Source organism: Methylobacterium sp. E-065 (assembly GCF_022829605.1).
Taxonomy (GTDB): Bacteria; Pseudomonadota; Alphaproteobacteria; order Rhizobiales; family Beijerinckiaceae; genus Methylobacterium.
The window spans coordinates 27,100-50,090 of the sequence record NZ_JAKSYD010000068.1 but is presented as its reverse complement, the minus strand read 5'-3'; the positions used below and the strand labels follow the sequence as shown (position 1 = coordinate 50,090).

At 64.6% G+C, this 22,991-nt stretch carries 23 protein-coding genes and 1 pseudogene; 9 read left to right on the top strand and 15 right to left on the bottom strand.

The window, feature by feature from the left end:
• Window positions 1-377 precede the first annotated feature (377 nt).
• Together MKK84_RS06560 and MKK84_RS06555 are read right to left on the bottom strand one after the other, a co-directional pair.
• A complete protein-coding gene (locus MKK84_RS06560; protein ID WP_243917805.1) occupies window positions 378-650 on the bottom strand; it encodes a hypothetical protein in 273 nt (90 codons plus the stop codon).
• Between the two features lie 3 nt (window positions 651-653).
• A complete protein-coding gene (locus MKK84_RS06555; protein ID WP_243917803.1) occupies window positions 654-1,418 on the bottom strand; it encodes a Crp/Fnr family transcriptional regulator in 765 nt (254 codons plus the stop codon).
• A 186-nt stretch (window positions 1,419-1,604) separates the two neighbouring features.
• Here MKK84_RS06555 and MKK84_RS06550 point away from each other — a divergent pair, with 186 nt between their 5' ends.
• On the top strand, window positions 1,605-2,333 hold the full coding sequence (locus tag MKK84_RS06550; protein ID WP_243917801.1) for a Crp/Fnr family transcriptional regulator: 729 nt from the start codon (window positions 1,605-1,607) through the stop codon (window positions 2,331-2,333).
• A gap of 24 nt (window positions 2,334-2,357) precedes the next feature.
• Here the strand turns inward: MKK84_RS06550 and MKK84_RS06545 are convergent, their stop codons facing one another.
• The 5 genes from MKK84_RS06545 to MKK84_RS06525 form a co-directional block, all read right to left on the bottom strand.
• Window positions 2,358-2,612, bottom strand: coding sequence for a hypothetical protein (locus MKK84_RS06545; protein WP_243917799.1), 255 nt, complete (start codon window positions 2,610-2,612; stop codon window positions 2,358-2,360).
• Window positions 2,609-3,352 (bottom strand): Crp/Fnr family transcriptional regulator, encoded by a 744-nt coding sequence (locus MKK84_RS06540; protein ID WP_243917797.1) that lies wholly within the window; start codon window positions 3,350-3,352, stop codon window positions 2,609-2,611. Before MKK84_RS06540 ends, MKK84_RS06545 begins: the two co-directional genes overlap by 4 nt.
• Before the next feature lie 158 nt (window positions 3,353-3,510).
• On the bottom strand, window positions 3,511-3,690 hold the full coding sequence (locus MKK84_RS06535; protein ID WP_243917796.1) for a hypothetical protein: 180 nt from the start codon (window positions 3,688-3,690) through the stop codon (window positions 3,511-3,513).
• A 1,112-nt stretch (window positions 3,691-4,802) separates the two neighbouring features.
• Window positions 4,803-6,572: a putative bifunctional diguanylate cyclase/phosphodiesterase gene (locus MKK84_RS06530; protein ID WP_243917794.1), complete on the bottom strand. Its 1,770-nt coding sequence runs from the start codon at window positions 6,570-6,572 to the stop codon at window positions 4,803-4,805.
• 298 nt (window positions 6,573-6,870) lie between these two features.
• Window positions 6,871-7,389, bottom strand: a complete 519-nt coding sequence (locus tag MKK84_RS06525; protein WP_243917792.1) for a PAS domain-containing protein — start codon at window positions 7,387-7,389, stop codon at window positions 6,871-6,873.
• Between the two features lie 260 nt (window positions 7,390-7,649).
• Here MKK84_RS06525 and MKK84_RS35675 point away from each other — a divergent pair, with 260 nt between their 5' ends.
• Entirely contained in the window at window positions 7,650-7,913 is a 264-nt protein-coding gene (locus MKK84_RS35675) for a recombinase-like helix-turn-helix domain-containing protein (protein ID WP_313899317.1), read from the top strand.
• 1,205 nt (window positions 7,914-9,118) lie between these two features.
• Window positions 9,119-9,361: a hypothetical protein gene (locus MKK84_RS06520; RefSeq protein WP_243917790.1), complete on the top strand. Its 243-nt coding sequence runs from the start codon at window positions 9,119-9,121 to the stop codon at window positions 9,359-9,361.
• A gap of 26 nt (window positions 9,362-9,387) precedes the next feature.
• On the opposite strand, the gene MKK84_RS06515 is transcribed toward MKK84_RS06520, so the two are convergent.
• Window positions 9,388-9,747: a hypothetical protein gene (locus tag MKK84_RS06515; protein WP_243917788.1), complete on the bottom strand. Its 360-nt coding sequence runs from the start codon at window positions 9,745-9,747 to the stop codon at window positions 9,388-9,390.
• Between the two features lie 117 nt (window positions 9,748-9,864).
• Between MKK84_RS06515 and MKK84_RS06510 the strand changes: the two genes are divergently transcribed.
• On the top strand, window positions 9,865-10,233 hold the full coding sequence (locus MKK84_RS06510) for a hypothetical protein (RefSeq protein WP_243917780.1): 369 nt from the start codon (window positions 9,865-9,867) through the stop codon (window positions 10,231-10,233).
• Between the two features lie 19 nt (window positions 10,234-10,252).
• On the opposite strand, the pseudogene MKK84_RS06505 reads toward MKK84_RS06510, so the two are convergent.
• A pseudogene (locus MKK84_RS06505) lies at window positions 10,253-10,609 on the bottom strand (DDE-type integrase/transposase/recombinase); the annotation flags it as partial.
• A gap of 283 nt (window positions 10,610-10,892) precedes the next feature.
• On the opposite strand from MKK84_RS06505, the gene MKK84_RS06500 reads away from it, so the two are divergent.
• A complete protein-coding gene (locus tag MKK84_RS06500) occupies window positions 10,893-11,141 on the top strand; it encodes a hypothetical protein (RefSeq protein ID WP_243917778.1) in 249 nt (82 codons plus the stop codon).
• Between the two features lie 38 nt (window positions 11,142-11,179).
• Here the strand turns inward: MKK84_RS06500 and MKK84_RS06495 are convergent, their stop codons facing one another.
• From MKK84_RS06495 to MKK84_RS06475, 5 genes are read right to left on the bottom strand one after another with little or no spacing between them, the layout of a single operon-like run.
• Entirely contained in the window at window positions 11,180-11,884 is a 705-nt protein-coding gene (locus tag MKK84_RS06495) for an ABC transporter ATP-binding protein (protein WP_243917776.1), read from the bottom strand.
• Window positions 11,881-13,770 carry an ABC transporter permease subunit gene (locus tag MKK84_RS06490; protein WP_243917774.1) on the bottom strand — a complete coding sequence of 630 codons (1,890 nt, stop codon included), beginning with the start codon at window positions 13,768-13,770 and terminating at the stop codon, window positions 11,881-11,883. The genes MKK84_RS06495 and MKK84_RS06490 overlap by 4 nt, the downstream gene beginning before the upstream one ends.
• Entirely contained in the window at window positions 13,770-14,645 is an 876-nt protein-coding gene (locus MKK84_RS06485; RefSeq protein WP_243917772.1) for a branched-chain amino acid ABC transporter permease, read from the bottom strand. Before MKK84_RS06485 ends, MKK84_RS06490 begins: the two co-directional genes overlap by 1 nt.
• 10 nt (window positions 14,646-14,655) lie before the next feature.
• Entirely contained in the window at window positions 14,656-15,963 is a 1,308-nt protein-coding gene (locus MKK84_RS06480) for a substrate-binding protein (RefSeq protein WP_409566457.1), read from the bottom strand.
• Between the two features lie 44 nt (window positions 15,964-16,007).
• Window positions 16,008-17,033, bottom strand: a complete 1,026-nt coding sequence (locus tag MKK84_RS06475; protein WP_243917768.1) for a carbon-nitrogen hydrolase family protein — start codon at window positions 17,031-17,033, stop codon at window positions 16,008-16,010.
• 123 nt (window positions 17,034-17,156) lie between these two features.
• On the opposite strand from MKK84_RS06475, the gene MKK84_RS06470 reads away from it, so the two are divergent.
• A complete protein-coding gene (locus MKK84_RS06470; protein ID WP_243917766.1) occupies window positions 17,157-18,146 on the top strand; it encodes a LysR family transcriptional regulator in 990 nt (329 codons plus the stop codon).
• Window positions 18,147-18,432: 286 nt separating this feature from the next.
• Here MKK84_RS06470 and MKK84_RS06465 read toward each other — a convergent pair whose 3' ends face one another.
• The gene (locus MKK84_RS06465; protein WP_243917764.1) at window positions 18,433-19,713 is read right to left on the bottom strand and encodes an NAD(P)/FAD-dependent oxidoreductase; all 1,281 of its coding nucleotides are present in this window, start codon (window positions 19,711-19,713) and stop codon (window positions 18,433-18,435) included.
• A 201-nt stretch (window positions 19,714-19,914) separates the two neighbouring features.
• On the opposite strand from MKK84_RS06465, the gene MKK84_RS06460 reads away from it, so the two are divergent.
• Genes MKK84_RS06460 through MKK84_RS06450 form a run of 3 tightly spaced genes read left to right on the top strand, consistent with a single transcriptional unit; the run spans window position 19,915 to window position 22,990 of the window.
• Window positions 19,915-20,982, top strand: a complete 1,068-nt coding sequence (locus MKK84_RS06460; protein WP_243917762.1) for an ABC transporter substrate-binding protein — start codon at window positions 19,915-19,917, stop codon at window positions 20,980-20,982.
• Between the two features lie 11 nt (window positions 20,983-20,993).
• Window positions 20,994-22,157, top strand: coding sequence for an ABC transporter ATP-binding protein (locus tag MKK84_RS06455; protein ID WP_243917760.1), 1,164 nt, complete (start codon window positions 20,994-20,996; stop codon window positions 22,155-22,157).
• On the top strand, window positions 22,157-22,990 hold the full coding sequence (locus MKK84_RS06450) for an ABC transporter permease (RefSeq protein ID WP_243917758.1): 834 nt from the start codon (window positions 22,157-22,159) through the stop codon (window positions 22,988-22,990). The genes MKK84_RS06455 and MKK84_RS06450 overlap by 1 nt, the downstream gene beginning before the upstream one ends.
• Window position 22,991: the final 1 nt, after the last annotated feature.

Here is a 22,991-nt window from a genome sequence, read left to right as displayed (position 1 = left end):
GCGGCTGTGTCTCTGTCTCTCGGAAGCATGCTTGTAGCAGCGGTCTGCGCTATCGCACTGACCATCGCCGTCCTCCCCTCTTTCGATCGCTTCTTTCGCTGGTGAGCTGATAAGTGGACACATCAGCGCTTCAACAGGTCAGGCTGAGTTCAATCTAATGGGAGGACGCCGCGATGGAATTCGTGGTCATGATTGCGGGCGTGCTGGGCGCCGGGGCGACAATGGTGTTCATGCTGCCGAAACTCGACTGGCTGTTCTCGTGGTGATTAGCGGTCCCGTGCATGGGTTCGCTCGTGCTCCGACCCGATCGCACTCGTTCGGTGGCGTCATCCTCGGATCTGTAGGTCATGCGCTCCGGCCGATAGCCTGCGGACAGATCACGCCGCCTTCAGATGCCGTCGCAGCCAGCGCGTCGCTTCTTCCAGAGTGGGGAAGGTAGGGACCCTCTGCCCTTGCAGTCGACCAAACCCTGCCTCCATGAACCAGCTCCCGCGATCATCGTGCTCCGGCCCTTCGAGGCGCACCAGAACCGCCACGAGCAGGCCATTGGCGATCACCAGCATGCCTTCACGGTCGGGGCTGTTGGTGTCGACCGCAATCGGCTGAAGCTGCAGCACGAGGAGCGTCTCGACGTTGCCCCGCCCGGACATCGTCTAGCCCTCCTGGGCTCGACCGGGCCAGCTCAGGTCGCGGCGATCCCCCCAGCGCGTGCTGCGCAGGTGCAGGTAGTTCGGTGTGAAGCTGCAGAAGGCCTTCAGGCGCTCGACGTCGAGGATGGTCAGCACCCGGCGCTTGAGGTGGATCAGGCCGAGGGCGCGAAGCTCGCGCAGCGTCCGGTTCACGTGCACGTCGGACAGACCCATCGTCTCGGCGATCTCGGTCTGCGTGAGTGGAAACGCGTAGCTGTTGTCGGTGACACGCCCGACCGCTTCCAAGCGCATGAGAAGCTCGCACAGAAGGTGGGAGATGCGCTGGTCCGGAGCGCGTGCTCCCATGTTGACCAGCCACTCGCGTAGGACGGCACCATCGACCAGGGAGCACCACCAGAAAGCGCGCGCGATGCTCGGGTGATGGGCTGCGATGTCATCGATGGCTTGGCGTGGGATGTCCACGATTTGGCACGTCGAGATCGTGCCGATGGTGTGGTCCATCTCGTCGAGGATGAAGACGTTCAGGTCGCAGAAGTCGCCGGGCACCAGCAGAGCCATGATCTGGCGCTGGCCGTCCGGGAGCACCTTGTACCGGCATGCGAAGCCGTCGAGGATCAGGAGGACGTTGTCAGGCTTGTCGCCTTCCTGGATCAGATCCTGGCGTGCACCGACCTGCCGGACCTTGAGCACCAAGCCGTTGAGGGCCCAGCGGGCTTGGTCGGACAAGGGTTCGAAGCTCTCAAGCTTCCGCGTCAGCGCCTGCTGCATGGGGCCCACATCGCCGAGACTCGCTGTCAGCCCATATGTCAGATATCCGACCAAATCTCCATCAAATGACCGATATCTTGCGCTCTTAGGAGATTAGGCTCAAAGACAGGCGAGGCGTCGCGCGCAGGCATGTCCAGGGGCTCCCGACCGAGGGCACTTGGCCCCCCGCTCCAAGTGAACGGGACCATGTCGCACCCGACGCAGCATAGCTGCCTCAATCGCCTGCTTAGATCCCTGGATCCGGACGATTTCGGTCTGCTTCGGCCGCACCTCGAACTTATGACCCTGTCGTTGGGTGATGTGCTGATCAAAGCCGACACCTCGATCACGCAGGTCGCCTTCGTCGAACAGGGCATCGTCTCGCTCGTCAGCATCGCGGCAGACGGACAGCAGGTCGAGGTCGGGCTGGTCGGATGCGAGGGCATGGTCGGCGTACCCATCCTGCTCAACGCCGAGCGGACGCCGGACGAGGCCCGAGTTCAGGCTATCGGGTTGGCGCGGGCCATGCCGGCGAGCGCCTTCTCCGAGGCGCTTCGGCACAGTCCGCGCCTGCACAATCAGCTGTTGCGGTATGCGCACGTCCTCGGCGTGCAGGCCACGGCCACGGCCCTGGCCAACGGCCGCTACACTCTGCAGCCGCGTCTCGCCCGCTGGCTCCTCATGTGTCACGATCGGACCGAGGGTGACGAACTGCCGACGACGCACCGCTTTCTGTCGCTGATGCTGGGGGTCAATCGTCCGGGCCTGACGGGCGCGATCTCGGTACTGGAGCGTTCCGGCGTGATCGGTAGGCAGCGCGGTACCCTGATCGTCCGCGATCGCGCGGCGCTGCTCGCCCTAGCCGGCCCCTCCTACGGCGCTCCCGAGGCCGAATACGAGCGCCTGATTACGGATCCGACGCCGGATGGCCACTGATAACCTTCTCAGTCCCACCCCAAGCTACGCGCTGCCGCGCTTGCTGCTGAGGTGCCCCTCGATCCAATCTTGAGCCGCATCGAGGTCAAAGAACAGGGGCGCGCGGGCTACCGAGGTTAGGCCGAACCCAGCTTCTAGGAACCACAAGCCCACGTCAGCACCATGCTGGTCTGAAAGCCGCACCAGGACTGCCACGAGGAAGTCATCCGCGAACACAAGCTGGCCGTCGCCGTCTTCGCTGCTGGTGGCGACATGCACAGGCTGAAGATGCAAGCTCATCCGAGGGCTCGCTTCTGCAGGTGCAGATACTTACCGTCGAACTCGGAGGCACGGATAAGTTCGTCCCAGGCCTTAACGACCAGCGTCTGTCGGTGCAGCGTGATCAGGCCGCGGCCGCGCATCTCCTTCAACACGCGATTGATGTGAACGCCGGTCATTCCGGTGGCGTCGGCGAGATCGACCTGAGTGATCGGCAGTGAGCAGCGGTGATCACCTGCCAAGCCGACCGCCTCCTGCTTGAGGTACAGCTCACAGAATAGGTGAGCGAGGTGCTCGAACGCCGGGCGGCGACCCATGGCGATCAACCATTCCCGGAAGATCGCCGCATCGATCAGCGTGTCACGCCAGAGCTTGGCCGCAATGCTCGGGAAGCGCGCCGTGAGGTCGTGCATGCTCTCATGCGGGATGAAGGCGACCGTGGCCTGGGTCATCGTCCCGAGGTTGTGGTCCATCAACGGGATGTGCAGGCTCTGCAGATCCGGGATGTCGCCCGCGATGTGGAACGAGAAGATCTGCCGCCGCCCCTCGCTCAGGAGCTTGTAGCGGTAGGCCCAACCCTCTAGGATGAGGCAGCACTGAGTGGCGAGGTCGCCCTCCCGCGCGATGTCCTGCCGCGCTGAGAGGGTTCGAACCCGGACCGGCAGCGCTTCGATTGCGTGCCGCTCCTCGTCCGAGAGGCGGGTGACGCTCTCCAGCTTGCGGATGAGCGGGCAGAGAGCGTGGGGGATCTTCGAAGCCATCGTGGCGTCGCCTTGCATTGCAGGCGGAAGCGCACGGCTCTCCCAGGCGGCAGCACCTGTTTCGGAGCGGCTGACGATCAGTCAGGTCTAAAGGTTATATCAGCGCCGCAATCATACCTGGGTTAAGTATTTTCAAGATTAACCCCCGGGTCTCAAGGCTAACCGTCATCATTAGCCGCTACGGTCGCGCCGCGGCCGCGGCGTCGGACTTCCTCCCCAAGCGCATAGAGCAGCAGGCGAGAGGCGGTCTTCATCTCAGATGAACCGTGCTGCATGATCTCAGCGTGGTTGGCGATGCAGGCTTCTATCATCGCCTCGAACTCGTTGAGCGCATTCATCCTGCCCTCCGGCAAGTACCGCCTCTCTTGTCCGAGGTAGCTAACTCTAGATAGACAGCGCCCGACATATAAATTAATACTCCAACCCCAAATCCATCAAATGACGTTGCGCTGAGCTTAATATCTCGCTCTAACTGTTGTCTACCCGCAATCTAAGTAGCGCGTGGAAACTTTTTTGCGAGAAGCTTTGCGTCGCCGCTGCGAGGAAGACGATGCCGGAAGCGTCAACATCCTGAAGCGCATTGCTTCTGCGCTCGGCAAGCCCGAGACCGCATTCGTCGATGGGCCCGAGGCGCTGGCAGACCTTAATGACGCTTCTGAGATGCTACGGCTATGGGATAGACTGAAACACGCCTCAGACCGCCGGAAGGTACTGGCGTTCGCGCAATCCCTCGCTGCGCGGGATTGAATGCATAGCGACCGGCATGTGCTGCCTCCGTGAGGAGCAAGCCTTGCTGATGCGGGACACGCGGCGAGGCGTCTACGCAGAGGGTACGATCATTTGCCTGCGCGCTTCGCCCATGCGCTCGTCATCGGAGCGGACCAGCATGTCGACGAAGACCTTCTGCACGATCTGCCGCGTAGTCGCCTGATCCAGGCCAAGCCCGCGGGCGAACCCATCAAGGCGACGGGGGCGGCCATACCATCACGGCTCGCCCGCCCTCGCGCACTCCCGACCGTACCGCGGCTGGTGCGCCCGAGATGGACCCCGAGCCCAGCTTGGGGAGCAGCGGTATGTCTCTGGCGTCCTCGCGGACGGCCTTCTGCTCGACTTCTCGACCAGCTCGCCGCTGGGCGCGCAGATCCACCAACAAAGCCTTGAAGTCGACGACCTCCCGCGCGGGCGGTTGCCGGAGCAGGTCTACGGTTTCGTGTCCGCTCACGCGAGCACTCCAGCCACCGCTGCTTCAACGAAACCGGGTGATGCCCTCCGTATCGAACCGCTCGCGGACCCACTTCAAGCCTGACCAGCTGCAAAGTTGGCCTCGACAATCCGTAGGAAGTGTCCGACCGGGGAGTTTCAAAGCGAGCGTATCATCGCGACTCCGCTAAACCATGGCTCTTCCGATCGAACGCTGCACTAGAAAAGCCAATCACAGTGGAATTTGCTATCAGCCAACCGCCAAATTAGAGGCTCGGGTCTCCGTCCATTTTATGAATTCATCGGCTGGAATAGGACGAGCGAAGAAGTAACCCTGCACCTCATCGCACGCAGTTAATCGGAGCTGGTCGAGCACTTCCTGCGTTTCGACGCCCTCCGCGACGACACGATGGCCGAGATGCTTCGCCATCAAGACCATCATCGTGACCAGCGAGAGCTGACGCGGGTCGGTATCAAGATCACCCATGAAGGAGCGATCGATCTTCACGACGTGCACCGGCAGCCGCTGAAGGTAGGACAGGCTGCTGTACCCAGTACCAAAGTCGTCGATCGCCAACCGAATTCCGGCAGCCGCGAGGTCCTTAAGCTGACGTAAGGCCTGCTCGGCATCATTCATCACCGCCGTCTCGGTGATTTCCAGTTCGAGGAACTCGGGAGAGACACCATGTCGAGCCAGGACTTGGCTGACACGAGAAGCGAAATCGGGCTCGTGCAGGTTGGTCGAGGAGATGTTGACCGAGACGATCAGCTCCATGCCGGCCGCGTGCCACCGGGCCATCTGCGAGACCGCCGTCTCCAGCACCCAGGCGGTCGTTGGCGTGGCTAGGGCCATTCGCTCGACCAACGGGATGAACTCACCCGGCGAGATCGGCCCAAGCGTCGGATGCATCCACCGCATCAGCGCCTCGGCCCCGACACAGCGTCCGGAGGTCAGGTCGACGCGGGGCTGATAGACCAGACGGAAACCGGAGGGGCTTTGCAAAGCCGCCTCGAAGTCGCGCAGCAGCGTGAAGCTTCGCTGGGATGCGTTATCCAGCGTGTTCGAGTGGATCTGGAAGAGTTTGCCTTTTGAGCGCGCATCCTGGGCCGCTCCCTGAGCGATCCTCAGCACATCGGTCGGAGGTAGATCGCCAAGGGCGAAAGGGGCAACCCCAATCACGGTCGTGCCGATCGCGTCGGGCCCACCGAGCTTGCGCAGCCGCTCGGCCCGGACGGTCAAGAGATCGCTGTATGCGACCTCATCCATTCCGTCGGGAGCCAGGGCTGCCAGTTGTGTGGCGCCGACGTGGTAGGCTTTCCGCTGCGGCCCGATCAAAAGCCGGAAATTGCGCGCGGCTGCCTTGACCATACTGTCGATGGCAGCCTGTCCCATGACGCGCACGACATGGTTCATCTGATCGACGGAGATCAAATCCACTAGGACCGCGATCCGCCGTTCTCCAGACGTATGATCACGAGCAAAGTCGCTCAGGTCATCGATGAACTGCGTTCGGTTCGGCAGTTCACTGATAGGGTCGATGCGTCCGAAGGCATGCTGCAGCTCGATCTGCGACATGACCATGGCGGCGAGATCGCGCAACGCCGCCAATTCTGACGGTTGTGCTTGCCGAGGCGACGTCCCCAGGACGCACATGGCACCGAGGCCGAAACCGTCTCGCGTGACAAGTGGGGCACCGGCATAGAAACGGACGCCGGCCTTTGCCAAAGCGCTGTCGTGATAGTAGGGGTCCGTCAGGAAGTCCTCTATCACCACCAAATCACAGCTCTCGGCTACCTGAGAACACGGTGCTTTTTGGCGCGTGACCGACCAGTGCTCTACTCCGATCCTGGACTTGAACCATTGTCTGTCGCTATCAGTCAAAGAGACGGCGGCGATTGACAGGCCGAATATCTGGCTTGCCATACGCGTGATGCGGTCGAAGCTTTCTCCTGGGGGCGTATCCAAGAGGTCGAACCTTCGAAGCGCATCAAGACGCTCAGTTTCTGCGGCCGACACCATAAGTTGCTCCCTCATGCCGTCCACGTACTGGCTGCGGTCGCCTCATGTCCTAGAGTGTGGCGACCCCCTGCACCGGCCTCCTCCCGAGATGCCGCCTCGGCAGAAGTCCGTCTCGTCCGATATGACAGGGCCATGGCCCGTGATCAGGCTTGATCTACTCGCTGGCAATAAGTCGCGACGTAATCACTTTTTCCCGTGCTGGATATAGTACCAATTTATTACTTATTGCTTAAAAACATCTTGTTACTGTGTCGGAAGAAATACAACAAATGACGGGAATTCAGTGTTGTAGCGATGATTAGAACAGTGCTGCCGATTGTGGCGGGCGGGAATTTGCATCTCCGGAGCTGAAAACACCCAAACTGCGCAAAGCGTCCCCTAACAAATCGTTACTTATGGAGATTGCTTCATACCGCCCCCCACGGCTTTCAAAGGGGCGTCCGATGCGCCGCGCCACCTCACGCTCGAACGAGATGAAGCCCTCGATCTCACCACACACGTTGCGCAATGGCCGGCAATCGATCTCGGCCCGGTATTTGGTGCCGTCGCCTCGGTAGTTGGTCAGATACCCGTGGAAGCGTTCACCGGCCCTCAGGGCCCGATGAAAGGCGTCGAGAGTCGCCTGACGCGTTTCCTTGCCCTGCATGAAGCGGGGGCTCTGCCCGATGATCTCATCTGGATCGCGTCCAACAAGCCGGCCAAAGGCCGAGTTGGCATAGACGATGATCGGGCCCGGCCGCTCTATGGATGCGTCCGTAATCAGGATGCCGACCGGGAGGTCGCGGCCAAAGGCACGGATCAATTCAACGATTGTCATATAGGTTGGTCGTCACTTGGTGAGGCTCAGCCTACGGGCGTCCGAGCGTGAACAGGATCGGGACGTTCCGTAAGTCCGCCTTATACGACCGGCCAAGATTGCCGGCTGATTGCACGCCGACCTCGCGCACCTCCCGACCGCGTCGGCAGCAGATAGTCCTGAGATAGGCGCGAGCGCGGCCGCGGGGAAGCCTCTGAGTGTCCCTGGCGTCATCGCGGGCGGGTGTTTCATCCGGTTGAACGCTCGTTAATCTGCATCATGTGAGACGGGTCGCCCCTTCTCGGGCGAACATCTGGTCAAGGCAAGCCGGAGAACCTATCGAACCGGGAGGCCGGCCAAGTGCGCGGGCACGACAGACCCGGCGGCCCGAGGAGTGGGCCCGGGACCTCGCCCCAGTGATAGCCGCCGTGCGGGCCGAGGGCGCGGTCCCGCTGCGCCAGATCGCGGCGGCGCTGAACGCGCGGGGCATCCCGGCCGCTCGGGGTGGGGCGTGGACGGCTACACAGGTACGGCGCGTCTCGTAACGAATGTTTGAACCTAGACCCGTGGCAGAGCCGTACTTTCACATAGGTTAGTTCAAGCTCAGTTTAGCACCATCTTTCAACAATGTGAGGCTTACAAAAACGGGAACATCTCCTGATGCTGATAGTTTATTGGGCAAGATCCTGTCTGGGATCTACTTACAAACAAAAGTTGGGTTTTGAGATGAACGTCAAAAATCTATGCGTTCCCTTGATTGCTGCAGCTCTGCTTACCGGCGGCGCTAGCTTTGCTCTCGCCCAGGGCGGAGCTGCCGGCGGCGGTGCAGGTGGTGCTGGAACTGGCATGAGCGGCGGTTCCACAGGAACAGGCGGCTCGATGGGTGCAGGTAGTGGATCCGGCACCGGCATGAGCACCGGCGGTCAGATGAACAATGGGAGCGGCACGGGGGACCGCATGGGTGCGGGCAACTCTGGATCGATGAGCACCGGCTCGACCGGAACGTCTGGTTCGATGGGTAAGGGAACCGGCAGCTCGTCCGGCAGCTCGTCCGGCAGCATGGGTCGCTAATCACTCATTTCGCCCCGTCACCCGCGAGAAGCGGGTGGCGGGTCAATCGGTATAAACCTCGTGTGGCTGCAATCTGCCCACCGAGGTTTCAGGTGGCCGAGCATCAGAACATCAAGATCTTCGGCGAAGTCTTGCAACGCCTGGATGGCGGTACAATCCCGGACACAAGTTGAGCCCTCATGGGTCTCCAGGGTGACGGCGGTAGTCAGCGCCGCCTGCCGGACCGGCTTGATACCGGCGGCGAAGGCGACTTCCTCGCGAACAGTAGCGTTACGCATTTAAGCACTCCAACTGTCATTTGACCGGATGGGCATCAAATAAAGGTGCAAGAAATCAACCCGACATTTTCGAGTCGGGGAGTTTTAACAATGCAAGAAATGTTAATTTCGCCAGAATTCTGGACTGAGCTTGAGCGTAAGGTGTCGTCCAAAGTAGACGAGGCTCTTAACACAGATGATGTTCCGCACGGGTTGCTAATTTCATATCTGCGCGATCTAGAGGTCATGGCGCGGACTGCCTGCGATAGCCGACAGACTGTCCAGATCATCGCCTCTGGCCGAAGAGTTCTCGGGGATCGAACCCAAGTTGGGCCGCAGGACGGGCCGTTCACATACGCCGTCGCGTGAGCGGATTGGATCTCGGGGCGCCTCAACTGCCAGAGCCCAGATCGGAGAAAAAAATGCTCTACGACGAGATGGGCCGGTTGGCCGATGAAGCACTTCGGTTGAACGCGAGAATGGTCCAGAACGCCATGCTGCTTACGGTGGCGATGAACTACGCCTGGACCGCAAGTCAGCACCGCGAACCTCGGCGAACGAGAAGCGAGATCAAGGCTCACGTGAAGCGGCAAGCGCGAACGAGGCGACCTAAGCGTCGCGGTGTGCCAACAGAGGTCGCGGCCCGAGGTCTGCGCATCCTGTAGAGGGATGTTGCGGTACTCGCTGGACGTCATCGGGCTTGCTGCACCGGCTTGATGCCAAAATTTCCCACTCGCGGGCGCGCTCGCGCGAGGCGGTCATGGCTGGCGCTCATCTCGGCCTCGAACGCTTCCATCTCCTCGTCGGTGAAGGCGACGGCGCTGCACCACTGGTAGTGGACCGGGAGCGGCATGCCATAGGATGGTACTTTGTAGAGCCCGAAGGCGTCGCGCCGGACTTCTCCGCCGTGGTCGACGATCAGACCGGCATCGAGCAGGGCCTTCAGCGTCTTTGCCGAGCTGCCCGGGGACTTGCCGCAGCCGATCCGGTCGAGGGCGCGGCGCTCGGCCGAGGTCTGGCCGAGATGGGGCATGCGGGCAGTCTCGGACATCAGCAGGCCTCCCGGTGAGTAGCGGTCATGACATCACCTCGGCGTCCGAAGCCTGTCGGGATGCGTTGTCTTCTATGACAGGGCGCATCCGCTGCTGCCCGCTCAGGAGCCCCCCCGATGAACATCATCAGTTGGCTGATCTCCATGATCATTCAGTTCTTCATCGGCAGCGGAGATGAGCAAAGAAACACCTCTATGGCTAAGGAGAAAGAGGCGGGGCTTTACGTCGGGGAAACATCGGCAAAGGCTAGGAATTTCGAGGACGACTATCATGCTGCCACAAACATGCTGAAGCTGCGGATGGATAAGAATTTCCCGGACAATTATCACGCAAGGCTGAGTTCCGGCGAGAATAGCCCCTATGACCACGGAGAGGATCGGGCACTTGCCGTCGACACCACGTCGACCGCGATAGCCATGGCGCTTCGGAGCGGAGCCACCGTGAGACAGGCAGCGGAAGCGGGCGCGGTGAGCGTCGGTATCTAACCTAGCAGGCAGCGCCACGGCTGAGCAGGAAATCGACTGCCTCGCCGTGCTTGTCGATGGCGCGGTTAGAGATCCCGCCATTGGTCCCGGACGCGGATGTAGGTTCCGTCCACGCGCATAGACCTGCAGTTCGGCTTGCGGAACTGGCGTAGGCGGTGCTCGATGGTGGCGCGTAGGCCAGCACCCCACGGTTGATGGTGGAGTGATCCATCTTCATGCCACGTTCCAGGAGCATCTCTCCGATACTGCGGTAGCTGAGCGCGTAGTGCAGGTACCAGGACACTGCCTGCACGATCAGGCTGGCCTCGAAGTGCCGGCCTCTGAAGTCGCCGCCGGCTTCTCATTTCAACTTGAGGTCAGGTGCGTTAAGGATCATGGGCCGGCTCAGAGGCGGAGGCGGCCAGCTGGGCAGGTAGGGCTAACAACTCGTGAAAACCAGCGTTATCGCTTTTGCGACAGGCCCAGGCGCCGCGGGTGAACGGCACGGCTCAGTTCCAGTTACGTCGTTCCATTGCGCAAGCCCTATTGGAACGCAACGGCGGGTAACACGATCGGTCGTGCACGGAAAACGATCGTCTTCCCGACAAACGCTGGCAATGCATGTTGCGCCCGCCGAGGCTGTCGGAAAACCACGTCGGAAATTCAAACGTCGAAAAAACGTGTCCGTCGGCAGCCGGCAGCCGGCAGCCGGCAGCGAGAACGCTGTGATGTCCGGTTTAGCACCTCGCGCAACCGAACACCGCCAGAGCGCTTTCGGCCAGCATCTGCCGCAACGCATCGCGTGTCCGAACGTCTCGGATGCATGGATTGCCGCCGGTCTTTTTTCGGGCAAAATGCAGCAAGAACCGACATCAAATCGCGCGATCAAACATCCTCAGGTTAACCGATTCAAGGTGGTGACCTCTTGATATAAGCAGCGGCATCAAGACAGTGTCCGTGGTCTCGCTCACAGCGCCAAGCCCATGAAGTCCCTCATTGGAGCGGGATCCGTTCGGAGAGCTGAAGCCTGCCCCTCGTAGACGACGTGGCCGTTGTTGAAGCCGTAGACCCGATCGGCGAAGCTCAGTACCGCTGCGACGTTCTGCTCGACCACGACGATCGTGCGCCCTTCCGCGGCCAGACGCTTCGTCAACACGACTAGATCCTGAACGATCAGTGGCGCCAGCCCCTCAAAGGGTTCGTCGAGGAGGAGGATGCGCGGGTCGCGGACCAGGGCGCGGGCGATCGAGAGCATCTGCTGCTCGCCCCCCGAGAGGGTGCGCCCCCGCGAGGTGCGTCGCTCCTTGAGCCGGGGGAAGATCTCCCAGATCCGGCTGAGGGGCCACGCCTTAGGGGCGCTTAGGCACGCGACCCGGAGGTTCTCCTCCACGGTCAGGCCGCCGAACACGGCGCGCTCCTCCGGCACGAGCTGCATGCCGACGCGGGCGATCTTCGAGGGCGGGAGCCCGTGGATCGGCTGACCGTCGAGGCGGATCGTGCCCGTCCTAGGGCTGAGCACGCCCATGAGGGTGCGCAGCGTCGTGGTCTTGCCCGCACCGTTGCGGCCGAGCAGGGCCACGACCTCGTTCTGTTCCACTCGCAGGGAGACACCGAACAGGACGTGGGAATCGCCGTAGAGGGTGTCGATGCCCTCGACTTCGAGCAGGCTCATGCGGCGCTCCCCAGCGTGGCACCAGCTTCCGCTGGCCCGGCACCGAGATAGGCGCGCTGGACGGCTGCGTCCCGGCGCACGGAATCGGTTGGGCCGTCGGCAAGGAGGCGGCCCTCGCACAGCACGGTGATCCGCTCGGCGAGGTCGAAGATAGCGTCGAGGTCGTGCTCCACCACGACGACCGTGCAAGCCTTCGCGATGCGTCGGATCAGGGCGCAGGTCGCCGCCCGCTCCGACAGGCTCATGCCGGCCAAGGGTTCGTCGAGGAGCAGCACGTTCGGGCTGGTGGCGAGCGCCATGCCGATCTCCAGCCGTCGCTTCTCACCATAGGCCAGGACGCTCGCCGGGGTGCCGGCTCGCTCGCTGAGATCGAGAAGGTCCATCAGGGTCGCGACCTGCGCCTCCATCTCGGGGCGTCCGTCGGCGGGGGCGAGAAGATCCAGACGGAAGCCGCCCCGCGCCCGCGCCAGCGCCGCTACCCGCAGGTTGTCCTGCACCGTGAGGTTCAGGAAGAGCTGGTTGAGCTGGTTACTCTTGGCGATACCCCGCTGGGCCGCCCGGCTTACGCCGCCCCCGGTCAGACGCTCGCCGAACAGCAGCACCTCGCCCGCGCTCGGGCTCACCTCGTCGGAGAGCATCTTGAACAGGGTGCTCTTGCCCGCCCCATTCGGCCCGATCACCGCATGGATCGAACCCCGGCGCACGGTGAAGCTCACGCCATCGACCGCCTTCAGGCCACCGTAGTGCCGGGCGAGCCCGCGCGCCTCAAGGGCGATCTCCCCGCGCGCGCTGCGTCCGTCCACCGCCGGGCGCGGCATCGGCAGGGCGATCTCAGCCGGGATGGCGCGGGCCGGTGCCCCGCCGCTCACCTCGATGGCCTCCGTTCGGGCCAGCTCCGCGCGGAGGCGATGGGCCTCCCGGCGGCGGTTCCAGAGATGCAGGATCTCCCCGCAGATGCCCCGACGGAGGCCGATCACGAGGCCGATGAAGGCGAGCCCAAGGACGAGCTTCCACAGCGGACCGAGGCCAGGGATGAGCTGGAGGTTGTCGCGCAGCCACAGCCAGAGGGCCGCGCCGACCAGTGGCCCGACCAAGGTGCCGACGCCGCCGACGATGGTCTGCACCACGAGTTGCCCCGAGGTCTCCAGGGCGAAAGCGTCCGGCGGCATATAGCTCTGGAACGGCCCGAGCATCGCCCCGGCGAGCCCCGCATAGAGCGCGGCGATGGTGAAGGCGGCGAGCTTGTAGGCCGGGACGTCGTGGCCGAGCATCGCCACGCGGGCGGTGTTCTCCTTCACCGCCCGCAGAATCAGCCCCACAGGAGATTTCGCGATGCGGCGGGCCAGGACGAAGCCGACAAGGAAGGTGGCCGCAAGGAGCGTGTACATCGGCAGCCCGGCGGTGATCCGCACCGCGTCCGCCCCGAAGCCGATTGTCGGAAGGGGCACGCCGGCGATGCCGTTCTCGCCGCCGGTCCAGCCCGAGAGCGGGGAGTTTTCGATAAAATACGCCATCTGGCCGAAGGCCAGGGTGATCATGGCGAAGTAGATGCCGATGCGCCGGACGGCGAGCCACCCGACGAGTAGGCCGAACAGCCCCGCCGCCAGCGTCCCGGCCAGGAGGGCGAGCCAGACGCTTCCCACCGTCCCGGAGACGAGGAGGGTGGCGGTGACGAACCCGCCCGTCCCGTAGAAGGCGGCCTGGCCGAAGGAGAGGAGGCCCGTGAGACCGAACAGGATGTCGAGCCCGAGGCCGAACAGCGCCCAATTGAGCGCCCGCGACAGCAGGTCGTGCGAGAAGCCCAGCGGCGGCAGCAGGAGAGGGGCGACCAATAGGAAGGCGGCGAGCGCCAGTTCGGGGAGGATGCGGCGGAGAGCAGGGGGCATCAGACGCGGCCCTCCGTGCCGAACAGCCCTTGCGGGCGCGCCACCAGCACCAGAGCCATCAGGCCGTAGAGCATCACCTCCGAATAGGCGGAGCTGAAGGCGCTCGTCAGGCTGATGACCTCGCCTGCGATCAGCCCTCCCACCACCGCACCGGGGAACGAGCCGAGCCCGCCCAGCACGATGACCACGAAGGATTGCACCATGAAGCTGGCGCCCATGTCAGGCGTCACCGAGACGACGGGGGCGTAGAGCATCCCGGCGAGCCCTACCGCGACGACGCCGATGCCGAAGACGAGGAGGAAGGTGCGGCGCACGTCGATGCCGAGGATGCCGACCATGCCGGCATTCTCGATGCCCGCCCGCACCACGAGGCCGATCGCCGTCCGGTAGAGGACGAGGTAGAGGCCGAGGAGGAGCGCCGCGACGATGCCGATCAGTTGGAGTCGGTAGGTCGGGTAGACGAGGAAGCCGAGCTTGGTCGCCCCCACGCCCCACGAGGGCACCGGCACCCGCTGGCTGTTCCCCCCGAACCACGCGCGCAATGCCTCCACGAGGACGATGCCAATGCCGTAGGTGACGAGGATCTGGTCCTCGTCTGGCCTCGCGTAGAAATGGCGGATCACCAGGCGCTCCATGGCGAAGCCGACAACCAGCATGATGGCGCAGCCGCCGAGCAGGGCGAGCAGGAAGGAATGCGTCGCTGACATCATCACGAAGGCGGTGTAGGCCCCCACGGCGAACAGCGCGCCGTGGGCGAAGTTGAGCACCCCCAGGGTGCCCAGGATGATGGTGAGCCCGCTGGACACGAGCGCCAGAAGGCTCCCGAGGGCAAGGCCGTTGAAGGCCTGAGAGAGGAGAACCGCCGTGCTGGGCATGGCCGGTCCCTCAGGTGTAGGGGCCGAGCTTGCAACCGAACAGGTCGGTCGGGTTCATCACGCTCTCCCCCTCGACCATGTCCACGATCTCGTAGAAATCCTCCGGCCCCTTCATCGCGGCGGGCGCCTTGCCTTTCAGGATCGGGATCGGTCGGACCATCTGGTGGTCCTCGGCACGGTAATAGACGCGGCCGATGGTCGAGTCATAGGGCTGGCTCTTCGAGGCCTCCATCGCTTTGATCATGTCAACCGGGTTGAACCCGCCGACCCGCTCGACCGTAAGCGCCCAGAGATAGGTCTGCATGTAGGCAATGTGGGCGCCCCAGCGCGGATGATATTTGTTCTTGTCGAGGAAGCTCGCCACGAAGGTCTTGGCGAGGGGGTAGCGATCCTCCAGCGTCCACCAAAAATCGCAGGAGCCATAGACGCCTTGCATCAGTTCGGCGCCCAGTTCCTTGTCCTGGAAGGAGGACAGGTTCGGCACGACGAGCTTCATGCTCGACAGGACGCCGAACTGCTCGGCCTGCTTGGTTGAGGCGACCGCATCGGCGCCGAAGCAGATGTTCACGAAGACGTCGGCACCGCTATTAGCGATGTTGAGGAGCGCCGAGCTGTAATCCGCGGTGCCCAGCGGCACGGTCTCCTTCAGAACCTGTGTCCAGCCCGCCTCTTTGGCGAACTTGGCAAAAGATTCGTAGACCGTCTGGCCGTAGGTGTAGTCCGGCACCAGGAAGGCCATCTTGCGCTTGGGACCGAGTGCCTTTGCCACCACCGGGGCCAGCGCCTTGGCGGCCATGAAGGCGTTCTGCTGCGAGCGGAAGCCGTAGCGCTGGCAGTTCTTGCCGGTGACGTCGTTCGAACCGGCAATGCCGACCATGTAGAGGACCTTGTCGCGGCTCGCGAGTTCCTCCAGGGCGATGGCCTCGGAACTGCTCACGGAGCCCGAGAACTGAATCGCCTTGTCACGCTGAATGAACTGGGTCGCCGCCTGCACCGCGACGTTGGGCTTCCCCTCCGTGTCGGCGACCTTGTAGCGAATCTGGCGTCCAAGGACGCCCTTGCCCTTCAGGCCCCAGGCAGCCGGGATCTCGCCACCCCCGTTGATCTGCGCGATGGCGAGTTCATAGCCGAGCTTGAGGTCGTTGCCATCACCTGAGAAGACGCCTGTCAGGGGCATGTTGAGGCCGACGAAGACGGAGTCGGCGCTGACGCCCTCCGGGAAGGTGCCGATCGCGGCGGGCGCCTGCGCCCGGGCCAAACCCGGCAGCATCAGCCCGGCGGCGCCCCCGAGGAGCAGCTTACGACGGTCGAACATCAGGGCACATCTCCGCTTAGGCAGGGGTCGAGGTAAAGCTCAGCAAGTCACGCGCCGTCGCCGGGAACGGGCGCGGACACGGTCGTGGGCGGCGGGGCCGAGCCGGGATCGCGAAAGGCCGCGGGGGCGAGGCGGCGGCGGTTCACCGTGAGGTCGAACACGTCGAAGCGGTTGTAGTAGCCGACCACGTCGTGGAACTGCTTCGGCTCGATGCAGGCTGCGAGGTCGATCTCCGCGTAGAGGATCCCCTCGTCCCGAAGGGCTTCGCCGATCTGGGCACCGGTGGGATCGAGGAAGAACGAGGCCGCGCGCGGGGTTGCTTCCAGCACCTCGGCGGCCCGGGGATCGCAGGCGGCGATGGTGTCGAACGCCGCCCGGTCGAGCACACTCGCGGTGACAAGGCCGAAGACCTTGGCCTCGAAGCAATGGGCGCCCGCCCGGAGTCGGTTCGCGGCGAGGTTGTCGTAATTGCCTCCGCCCGCTGGGCGCCGCGTCGGCCAAACCGGCGGCCAGGACGAGATGTGGAACTGCTCGCCCTGCGCCATCAGGCTGAAGCGGGCCAGCGGATTGGTGTTCTCGCCGCAGATGAGTTGGCCGATGCGTCCGATCGCGGTCTCGACCACCCGCAGCCCGGCTCCATCGCCTGCCGCCCAGACAAGCTTCTCGTAGAAGGTCGGTACGAGCTTGCGGTGGTGGTTGAGGATGTCGCCGCCCTCGCCGATCAGCAGGTTGCTGTTCCACAGGCAGCCGACACTCACGGGCGAACGCTCGCTGAAACCGATGGAGACGATGACCCCCGCCGCCTTCGCGGTCTCGCGGATGCGGGCGACTTCCGGCCCGTCGACGAGGACCGACTGGTCGGCCATGCGGGTGAACAGGTCGTGATTGTCGATCGGCGCAGCCAGGGCGGCCCAGACTGGAAAGGCCGGGATGAAGGTTTCCGGGAAGGCGACGAGGGCCGCGCCGGCCCTGGCCGCTTCGTGGATGAGCGAGACCGCCTTGTCCGTAGTCGCCGTGGCGTCGAGGAAGACCGGTGCGGCATGGATGGCTGCTGCCTTGAAACGGGGATGCATAGGTTACCCTTTCTAAGCCGAGCTTAGGCGCCTCGTCCGCGGCTTGAAGCGGCCAATTCCGCAAGCGCCCTTGCACAGATCCCGAGCCGCCGACGTGGCGCGCCTCTTGCGGCGCGCGAGGCGATGCGTGCCCTCGATCAGCTCGACTGGGATGACCTGAAGGTCTTCGTCCATGCCGCCCGTGGGGGCAGCCTTGCGGGTGCGGCCAAGAGGCTGCGGGTCGATCAATCGACCGTCAGCCGACGACTCGCCCATCTGGAAGCTGCCCTGGGCGTCTCCCTGTTCGAGCGTGTACCCTCCGGCCTGCGCCTAAGCGAGGCGGGCCAGCGCTTGCTGCGCCATGCGGAGCGGGTGGAGAGCGCCATCATCGCTATGGAGGAGGAGGTCACCCCCGGATCGGGGCAGGCCGGGGGCCGCGTCCGGCTTGCGACGATGGAAGGAATCGCCTCCCTCTACCTCGCTGAGCGGTTCGTGTGCCTGCACGAGACGCACCCCCACCTCACCGTCGAGCTGCTGACCTCGTCTCAGACAGTCTACGTGAACCGCCGGGAGGCCGACCTTTTCCTCAGCTTTTTTAAGCCTCCGGGACAAGGGCTCGTCTCCGAGCGGATCGGCCGCTTCCGGCTCGGGCTGTACGCCTCGCCGGGCTACCTCGACCGGGCGGGAACGCCCCAATCCATCCAGGATCTGGAGCGCCACGCCTTTGTCACCTACGTCGAGGACCTCGTGCAGGTCGATTGCGTTCGGTGGCTCGACGAGATCATTGCGGATCGGCGTACCGTGTTCCATTCGACGAGCATGATCGCGCAGAAGCAGGCGGCCGCCGGAGGGCTCGGCATCGTCCTCCTCCCAAGCTTCGCGGTTACCAGTCGCGACCTCTTGGTCCCCGTACTGCACGATGACTTGTCGACAACCCGAGATCTCTGGCTCAACGTCCACACCGACCTGCAATTCTCGCCCCGCATCAGGGCGGTTTCGGCCTTCCTGAAAACCCTGTTCCGCTCCGACTCCTCGCTACAGGTTGATCTTCGGCATTCGCAACCGGTCTCGGCCTTGGGTGCCCCGACATCTTCAACGGACTGGTCTGAAATACCCACGCCGTTTGCTTCTTGACGACGAAAAGTATCTCCCAACTGTTGCTCGATGCGCGTTTTTGGTGAGCCGCGCCGATCATGTCCTGTGACCGCGTCGGGTCGATAGGAGGTTGTCCGCTTCTCCGATCTGCCTTTTCCGAAGCGGTCATTCCGCTTTCGGCCAGACTACGCCATGCCGGATCGTCATCACGCGCAGGAGCGGACGTTCGGCTTCCGTCCGTTCCCGCCGTTCGAACAGTTGCGCCGGTCGCCGAGAGGCGGACATCGCGGGAGGCTGACGAGGCAACTTTTGCCCTGGGATGTTCTCATTCCCGAGTGGCTAACCAATCCCGGAAGCGCAACCAGCCGAACACGGCCGGCATGAACCACGCCTTGCCAGAAATAAGCGGGACCCACCGCGGCGGGCGGAAGTCGAGGGCCGAGCCTCCAGCCTGATCGCTCAACACCTGAAGCGCCGCCTTCCGGCCGGCCCATCGCGCCCAAACCACGCCCGATCCGCAGTAGCCCGCGGCGTAGCGCCGGCCAGATCGCGCGAAGATGCGGGGGACCATGTCGCGGTTCATGGCGACGTTGCCGTACCAGCTGTGTTCGATCGTGACACCAGCGAGCTGAGGGAAGATATCTGCAAGGGCGCGGCGCAGGCTCGCAGTGGGCCACTCCGCGTCGCCGGCGATCGTTCCATCGCGGCCGCCGAATAGGATGCGCGTCCCGTCCGGGGAGGGCCGGTAGTAGTAATGGAGCTTGCGCGTCTCCGAGTACATCATGCGGCTCGGCATCAATTCACCCATGAGATTGGCCGAGAGCGGTACGGTCGCGATGATGCGGCTGCGCACGGGTACGAGGCGGCTGCGCAGCCACCGGTCGAACCGATCCGTGTAGCCGTTGGTGCCGACGATCACGTGGCTGGCGCGGACCGCCCCCCGCGCGGTCAGAACCTCGTAGCCGCCGGCCTCGTCCCGGATGCCGAGAACGGCGGTCTCGCCGTGCACGAGGGCGCCCGCGTCCCGGGCGAGGCGGAGCATCGCGGCGTGCAGCTTCGCCGGATGAAGGCCGCCGATGTCCATGCGGACGTTGCCGCCGTGGTAGAACGTCGAGCCGATGTAGCTTTGCTGCTCGCCGCGCCCGACCGGGTAAGCCTCGATGCCGAACGCGCTGCGCAGGTGATCGGCCTCCCGCGCCAGGCGCTCGTAGTCTGCGGCACGGGACGCACCGGCGAAGCGGCCGACGAGCTTGAAGTCGCAGTCGATGCCCTCCTCGGCGATGAACTGGTACAGGTCCTCGCGCGCCGCCTTGGACTCGGCCACGAGGGCAGCCGCCCGCTCGGCGCCGAACTGCTTCGTCAACGCGGCGAGCGAGGGTCGCAGGTTGCCGCTCGTGATGCCGCCGTTGCGGGACGAGGCGCCCTCACCGGGCTTCTGCCGGTCGAAGACCTGAACGCTGCGGCCGGCCCGGGCCAGCGTCAGCGCCGCGGACAGCCCTGTATAGCCCGCGCCGACGATGACCACGTCGGCAGTGCCGCGCACGGGCGTGGGATCCGAGGCAGCCAGAGGTGCCGCTTGCCACCAGTACGGCTCGCTCTTGATCATGGACGCTTCCTTCGACCGCCGGCGCGACCACGGTCCGGCCTCAGACAGACCTATGCAAGTGCAGGGCTCGATCGCGGGCCACCCCGGCAGCCCGCTGCGTGTGCGGGACGTCGCAAATGCGATCAGTAATGCCCGTGATTTCCGCTAGCCCGACAGTATTTCCTGCGTCTACACTCCGCTCCGAGGTGATGGGAGCGCGCGGTGCCGAAGCTGTCCACGACCCCGACGCGGCGCGACCTCATGGTGGGTAGTGCGGCCTTGCTCGCCATGCCGGCCGTGATCACGAACCCCGCCCGGGCCGCCACGCAACTGCGCGTTCGCACCCCCGGCGGCTCCTTCGACGAGATCAAGCGCCGGACCGTCTACGAGCCGTTCCTGAAGGAGACCGGCATCGAGATCGTACCGGTCCCGAGCACGGTGGGCAAACTGCTCGCCATGTACAAGGCCGGACAGGTCGAGATCGACTGCATCGACACCGGCAACGACGCCAACCTCATGCTCGAGGAGGCGGGCGCGCTCGTCCCGATCGACTACGGCGCGTTTCGCTACACGAAGCTCGAGGACATCGATCCAAGCCTGAAGCTCCCCTATCAAGTCGGCTCGTTCGTGTACGCGTTCGTGCTGTGCTACCGGACGGACGTGTTCAAGCCCGGCTCCGAACCGAAATCCTGGTCCGAGTTCTGGGACACGCAGGCGTTCCCAGGGCCGCGCACGCTGGCCGGGATCGAGTCCGGCGCCCCCAACCTCGAGATCGCGCTCCTCGCCGACGGCGTGGCGATGGACAAGGTCTACCCCGTCGACATCGAGCGCGCCCTCAAATCCATGGGCCGGATCAAGCCCAGCGTGCCCAAATTCTGGGACACCGGCGCGCTATCCGCTCAGATGATGGCCGACAAGGAGGCCGTGCTCGGCGTGCTCTGGAATACCCGGGCCCAGGCCTCCATCGACGGCGGTGCGCCGCTCGGCATCCAGTGGAACCAGAACCAGGTGCTGGTGCAGTCCTACGCCATTCCGAAAGGGGCCAAAGTGCCCGAGGCCGCGCTCAAGTTCATCGACTACTCGATCAGCGAGGACGTGCAGAAGCGCTGGCTCGCCGAGTACAAGGCGATCCCGGTCAACACCAAGGTCTACCCGCACACCTCGAAGCTCCTGCTCGATCCCGCGACCGGCACGCCCTGGACCGTGTCGAAGGGCTTCAGAAACGACATCAACTGGTGGTCGGCCAACCGAACCAAAGTGAGCCGCGCTTGGTCGAATTGGGTGCTGTGATCGGACGGGGCGTGACCGTGCCGAGCGCCGTCGGCCTCGCCCGCCCGCACGAGCGCGCGGCGGCCGCCATCTCGGCACCGGCCGGCAAGGCGCTCGAGCTCCAGGGGCTGACCAAGATCTACGGCTCCGAGACCGTCGTGGACCGCTTCGACACCCGGATCCAGGCGGGCGAGTTCTTCTCGCTGCTCGGCCCCTCCGGCTCGGGCAAGACCACGACCCTGATGATGGTCGCGGGGTTCGCGTCGATCGACGCCGGGCGCCTCCTGGTCGAGGGGGTCGACCTCGCGGCCGTGCCCCCGGAGCGGCGGGGCTTCGGGATGGTGTTCCAGAACTACGCGATCTTCCCGCACATGGACGTGTTCGAGAACGTGGCGTTCCCGCTTCGCGCCCGCGGGATGCCGAAGGCGCTCGTGCGCGAGCGGGTGGCTTCCGCGCTCGACCTCGTTCAGCTCAAGCACCTGTCCGACCGCTACGCGCGCCAGCTCTCGGGCGGGCAGCAGCAGCGCGTGGCCATCGCCCGGGCGATCGTGTTCCAACCGCCCGTCGTGCTCATGGACGAGCCGCTCGGCGCCCTCGACAAGAACCTCCGCTACGACCTGCAGGTCGAGATCAAGGAGATCCAGCGGCGGCTCGGCATGACCGTCCTCTACGTCACCCACGATCAGGAGGAGGCGATGAACCTGTCCGATCGCGTGGCGATCATGAGCCGTGGCCGCGTCGAGCAGATCGGCGCGCCCCGCGCCGTCTACGAGCGCCCGGTCAACGCCTTCACCGCCCGCTTCCTGGGTGAGGCGAACCTCCTGCCGGGCAGGATCGTGACGCCCGGCTCGGGCCGCGTCGCGTTTCAGCTCAGGGACGGGACGGTGCTACACGCGGACGAAGCGTCGACGCGCGCGGCGGAGGCTGAGGGTCAGCTGTTCGTGCGCCCGGAGAAGCTGACCCTGCACCCTTTAGCCGATCCGCCGCGCGACGGTGTCAACCGCCTGAGCGGCACGGTGCGGCGCGCGTCCTTCCTCGGCAGCGTCGTGCGCTACGCCGTCGAGACGGGCAGCGGCACGCTCGTGACCGCCGACGCCCCGAACGTAGCCGCCCATCACCACCCGGAGCCCGGCGCGCGCGTCGCCCTCGCGTGGTCGCCCGCCGACACGGTGATCCTGCCACCGGACGCGGCCTGATGGGCCGGGACCGGACGTGGCTCCTGCTCCTGCCCGCGCTCGGCCTGCTCGCGCTTTTGTTCCTCGGGCCGCTCGCCTGGTTCCTGGCGCGGACCCTGTTCGTCGAGACGGCGCCCGCCGAGGTGCCTGACCTCTTCGTCGACGTGCTGACCGCGCGCTCGATGCAGATCGCCGCGCTCACGACGTTCTGGGTCTCGATCCTCGTCACGTTGGCGACCTTGGTGATCGGCTACCCGATCGCGTTCTACCTGGCCAATCGCCGCGGCTGGCGCGCCGCGCTCGTCGTGTTCTGCGTGATCGTGCCGTACTTCACCAGCGTGATCGTGCGGACCTACGCGCTGACCGTGGTGCTAGGCCGCAGCGGGCTCATCAACGAGCTCCTGGGCGCGTCGGGGCTCATCGGGGCGCCCCTGGCGCTCCTCTACAACACCTTCGCGATCGTGGTCGGCATGGCCTACGTGCTGCTGCCCTACATGGTGCTCACCCTCTACGCGACTATGAAGGCGATCGACCCGAGCCTGCTGCGGGCCGGGCGCGCCCTCGGGGCGAGCCCGCTCTACCTGTTCCGGCGCGTGTACTTCCCGCTGTCGGTCCCGGGGGTCGTGTCGGGCTCGCTCATCGTCCTCATCCTGGCGCTCGGCTTCTTCATCACGCCCGCGCTGATGGGCGGCCCCGGCGACGTCACCGTCGCGATGCTGATCGAGCGGGCGGTCGAGATCCTGATCGACTGGCCGAGCGCAGCTGTGATGTCGGTGGTCTTGCTCACAGCGACCCTGATCCTCTTCGCGGTCTACGCCCGCGTGACGGATCTGCGCCGCATGATGGGGGCCTGAA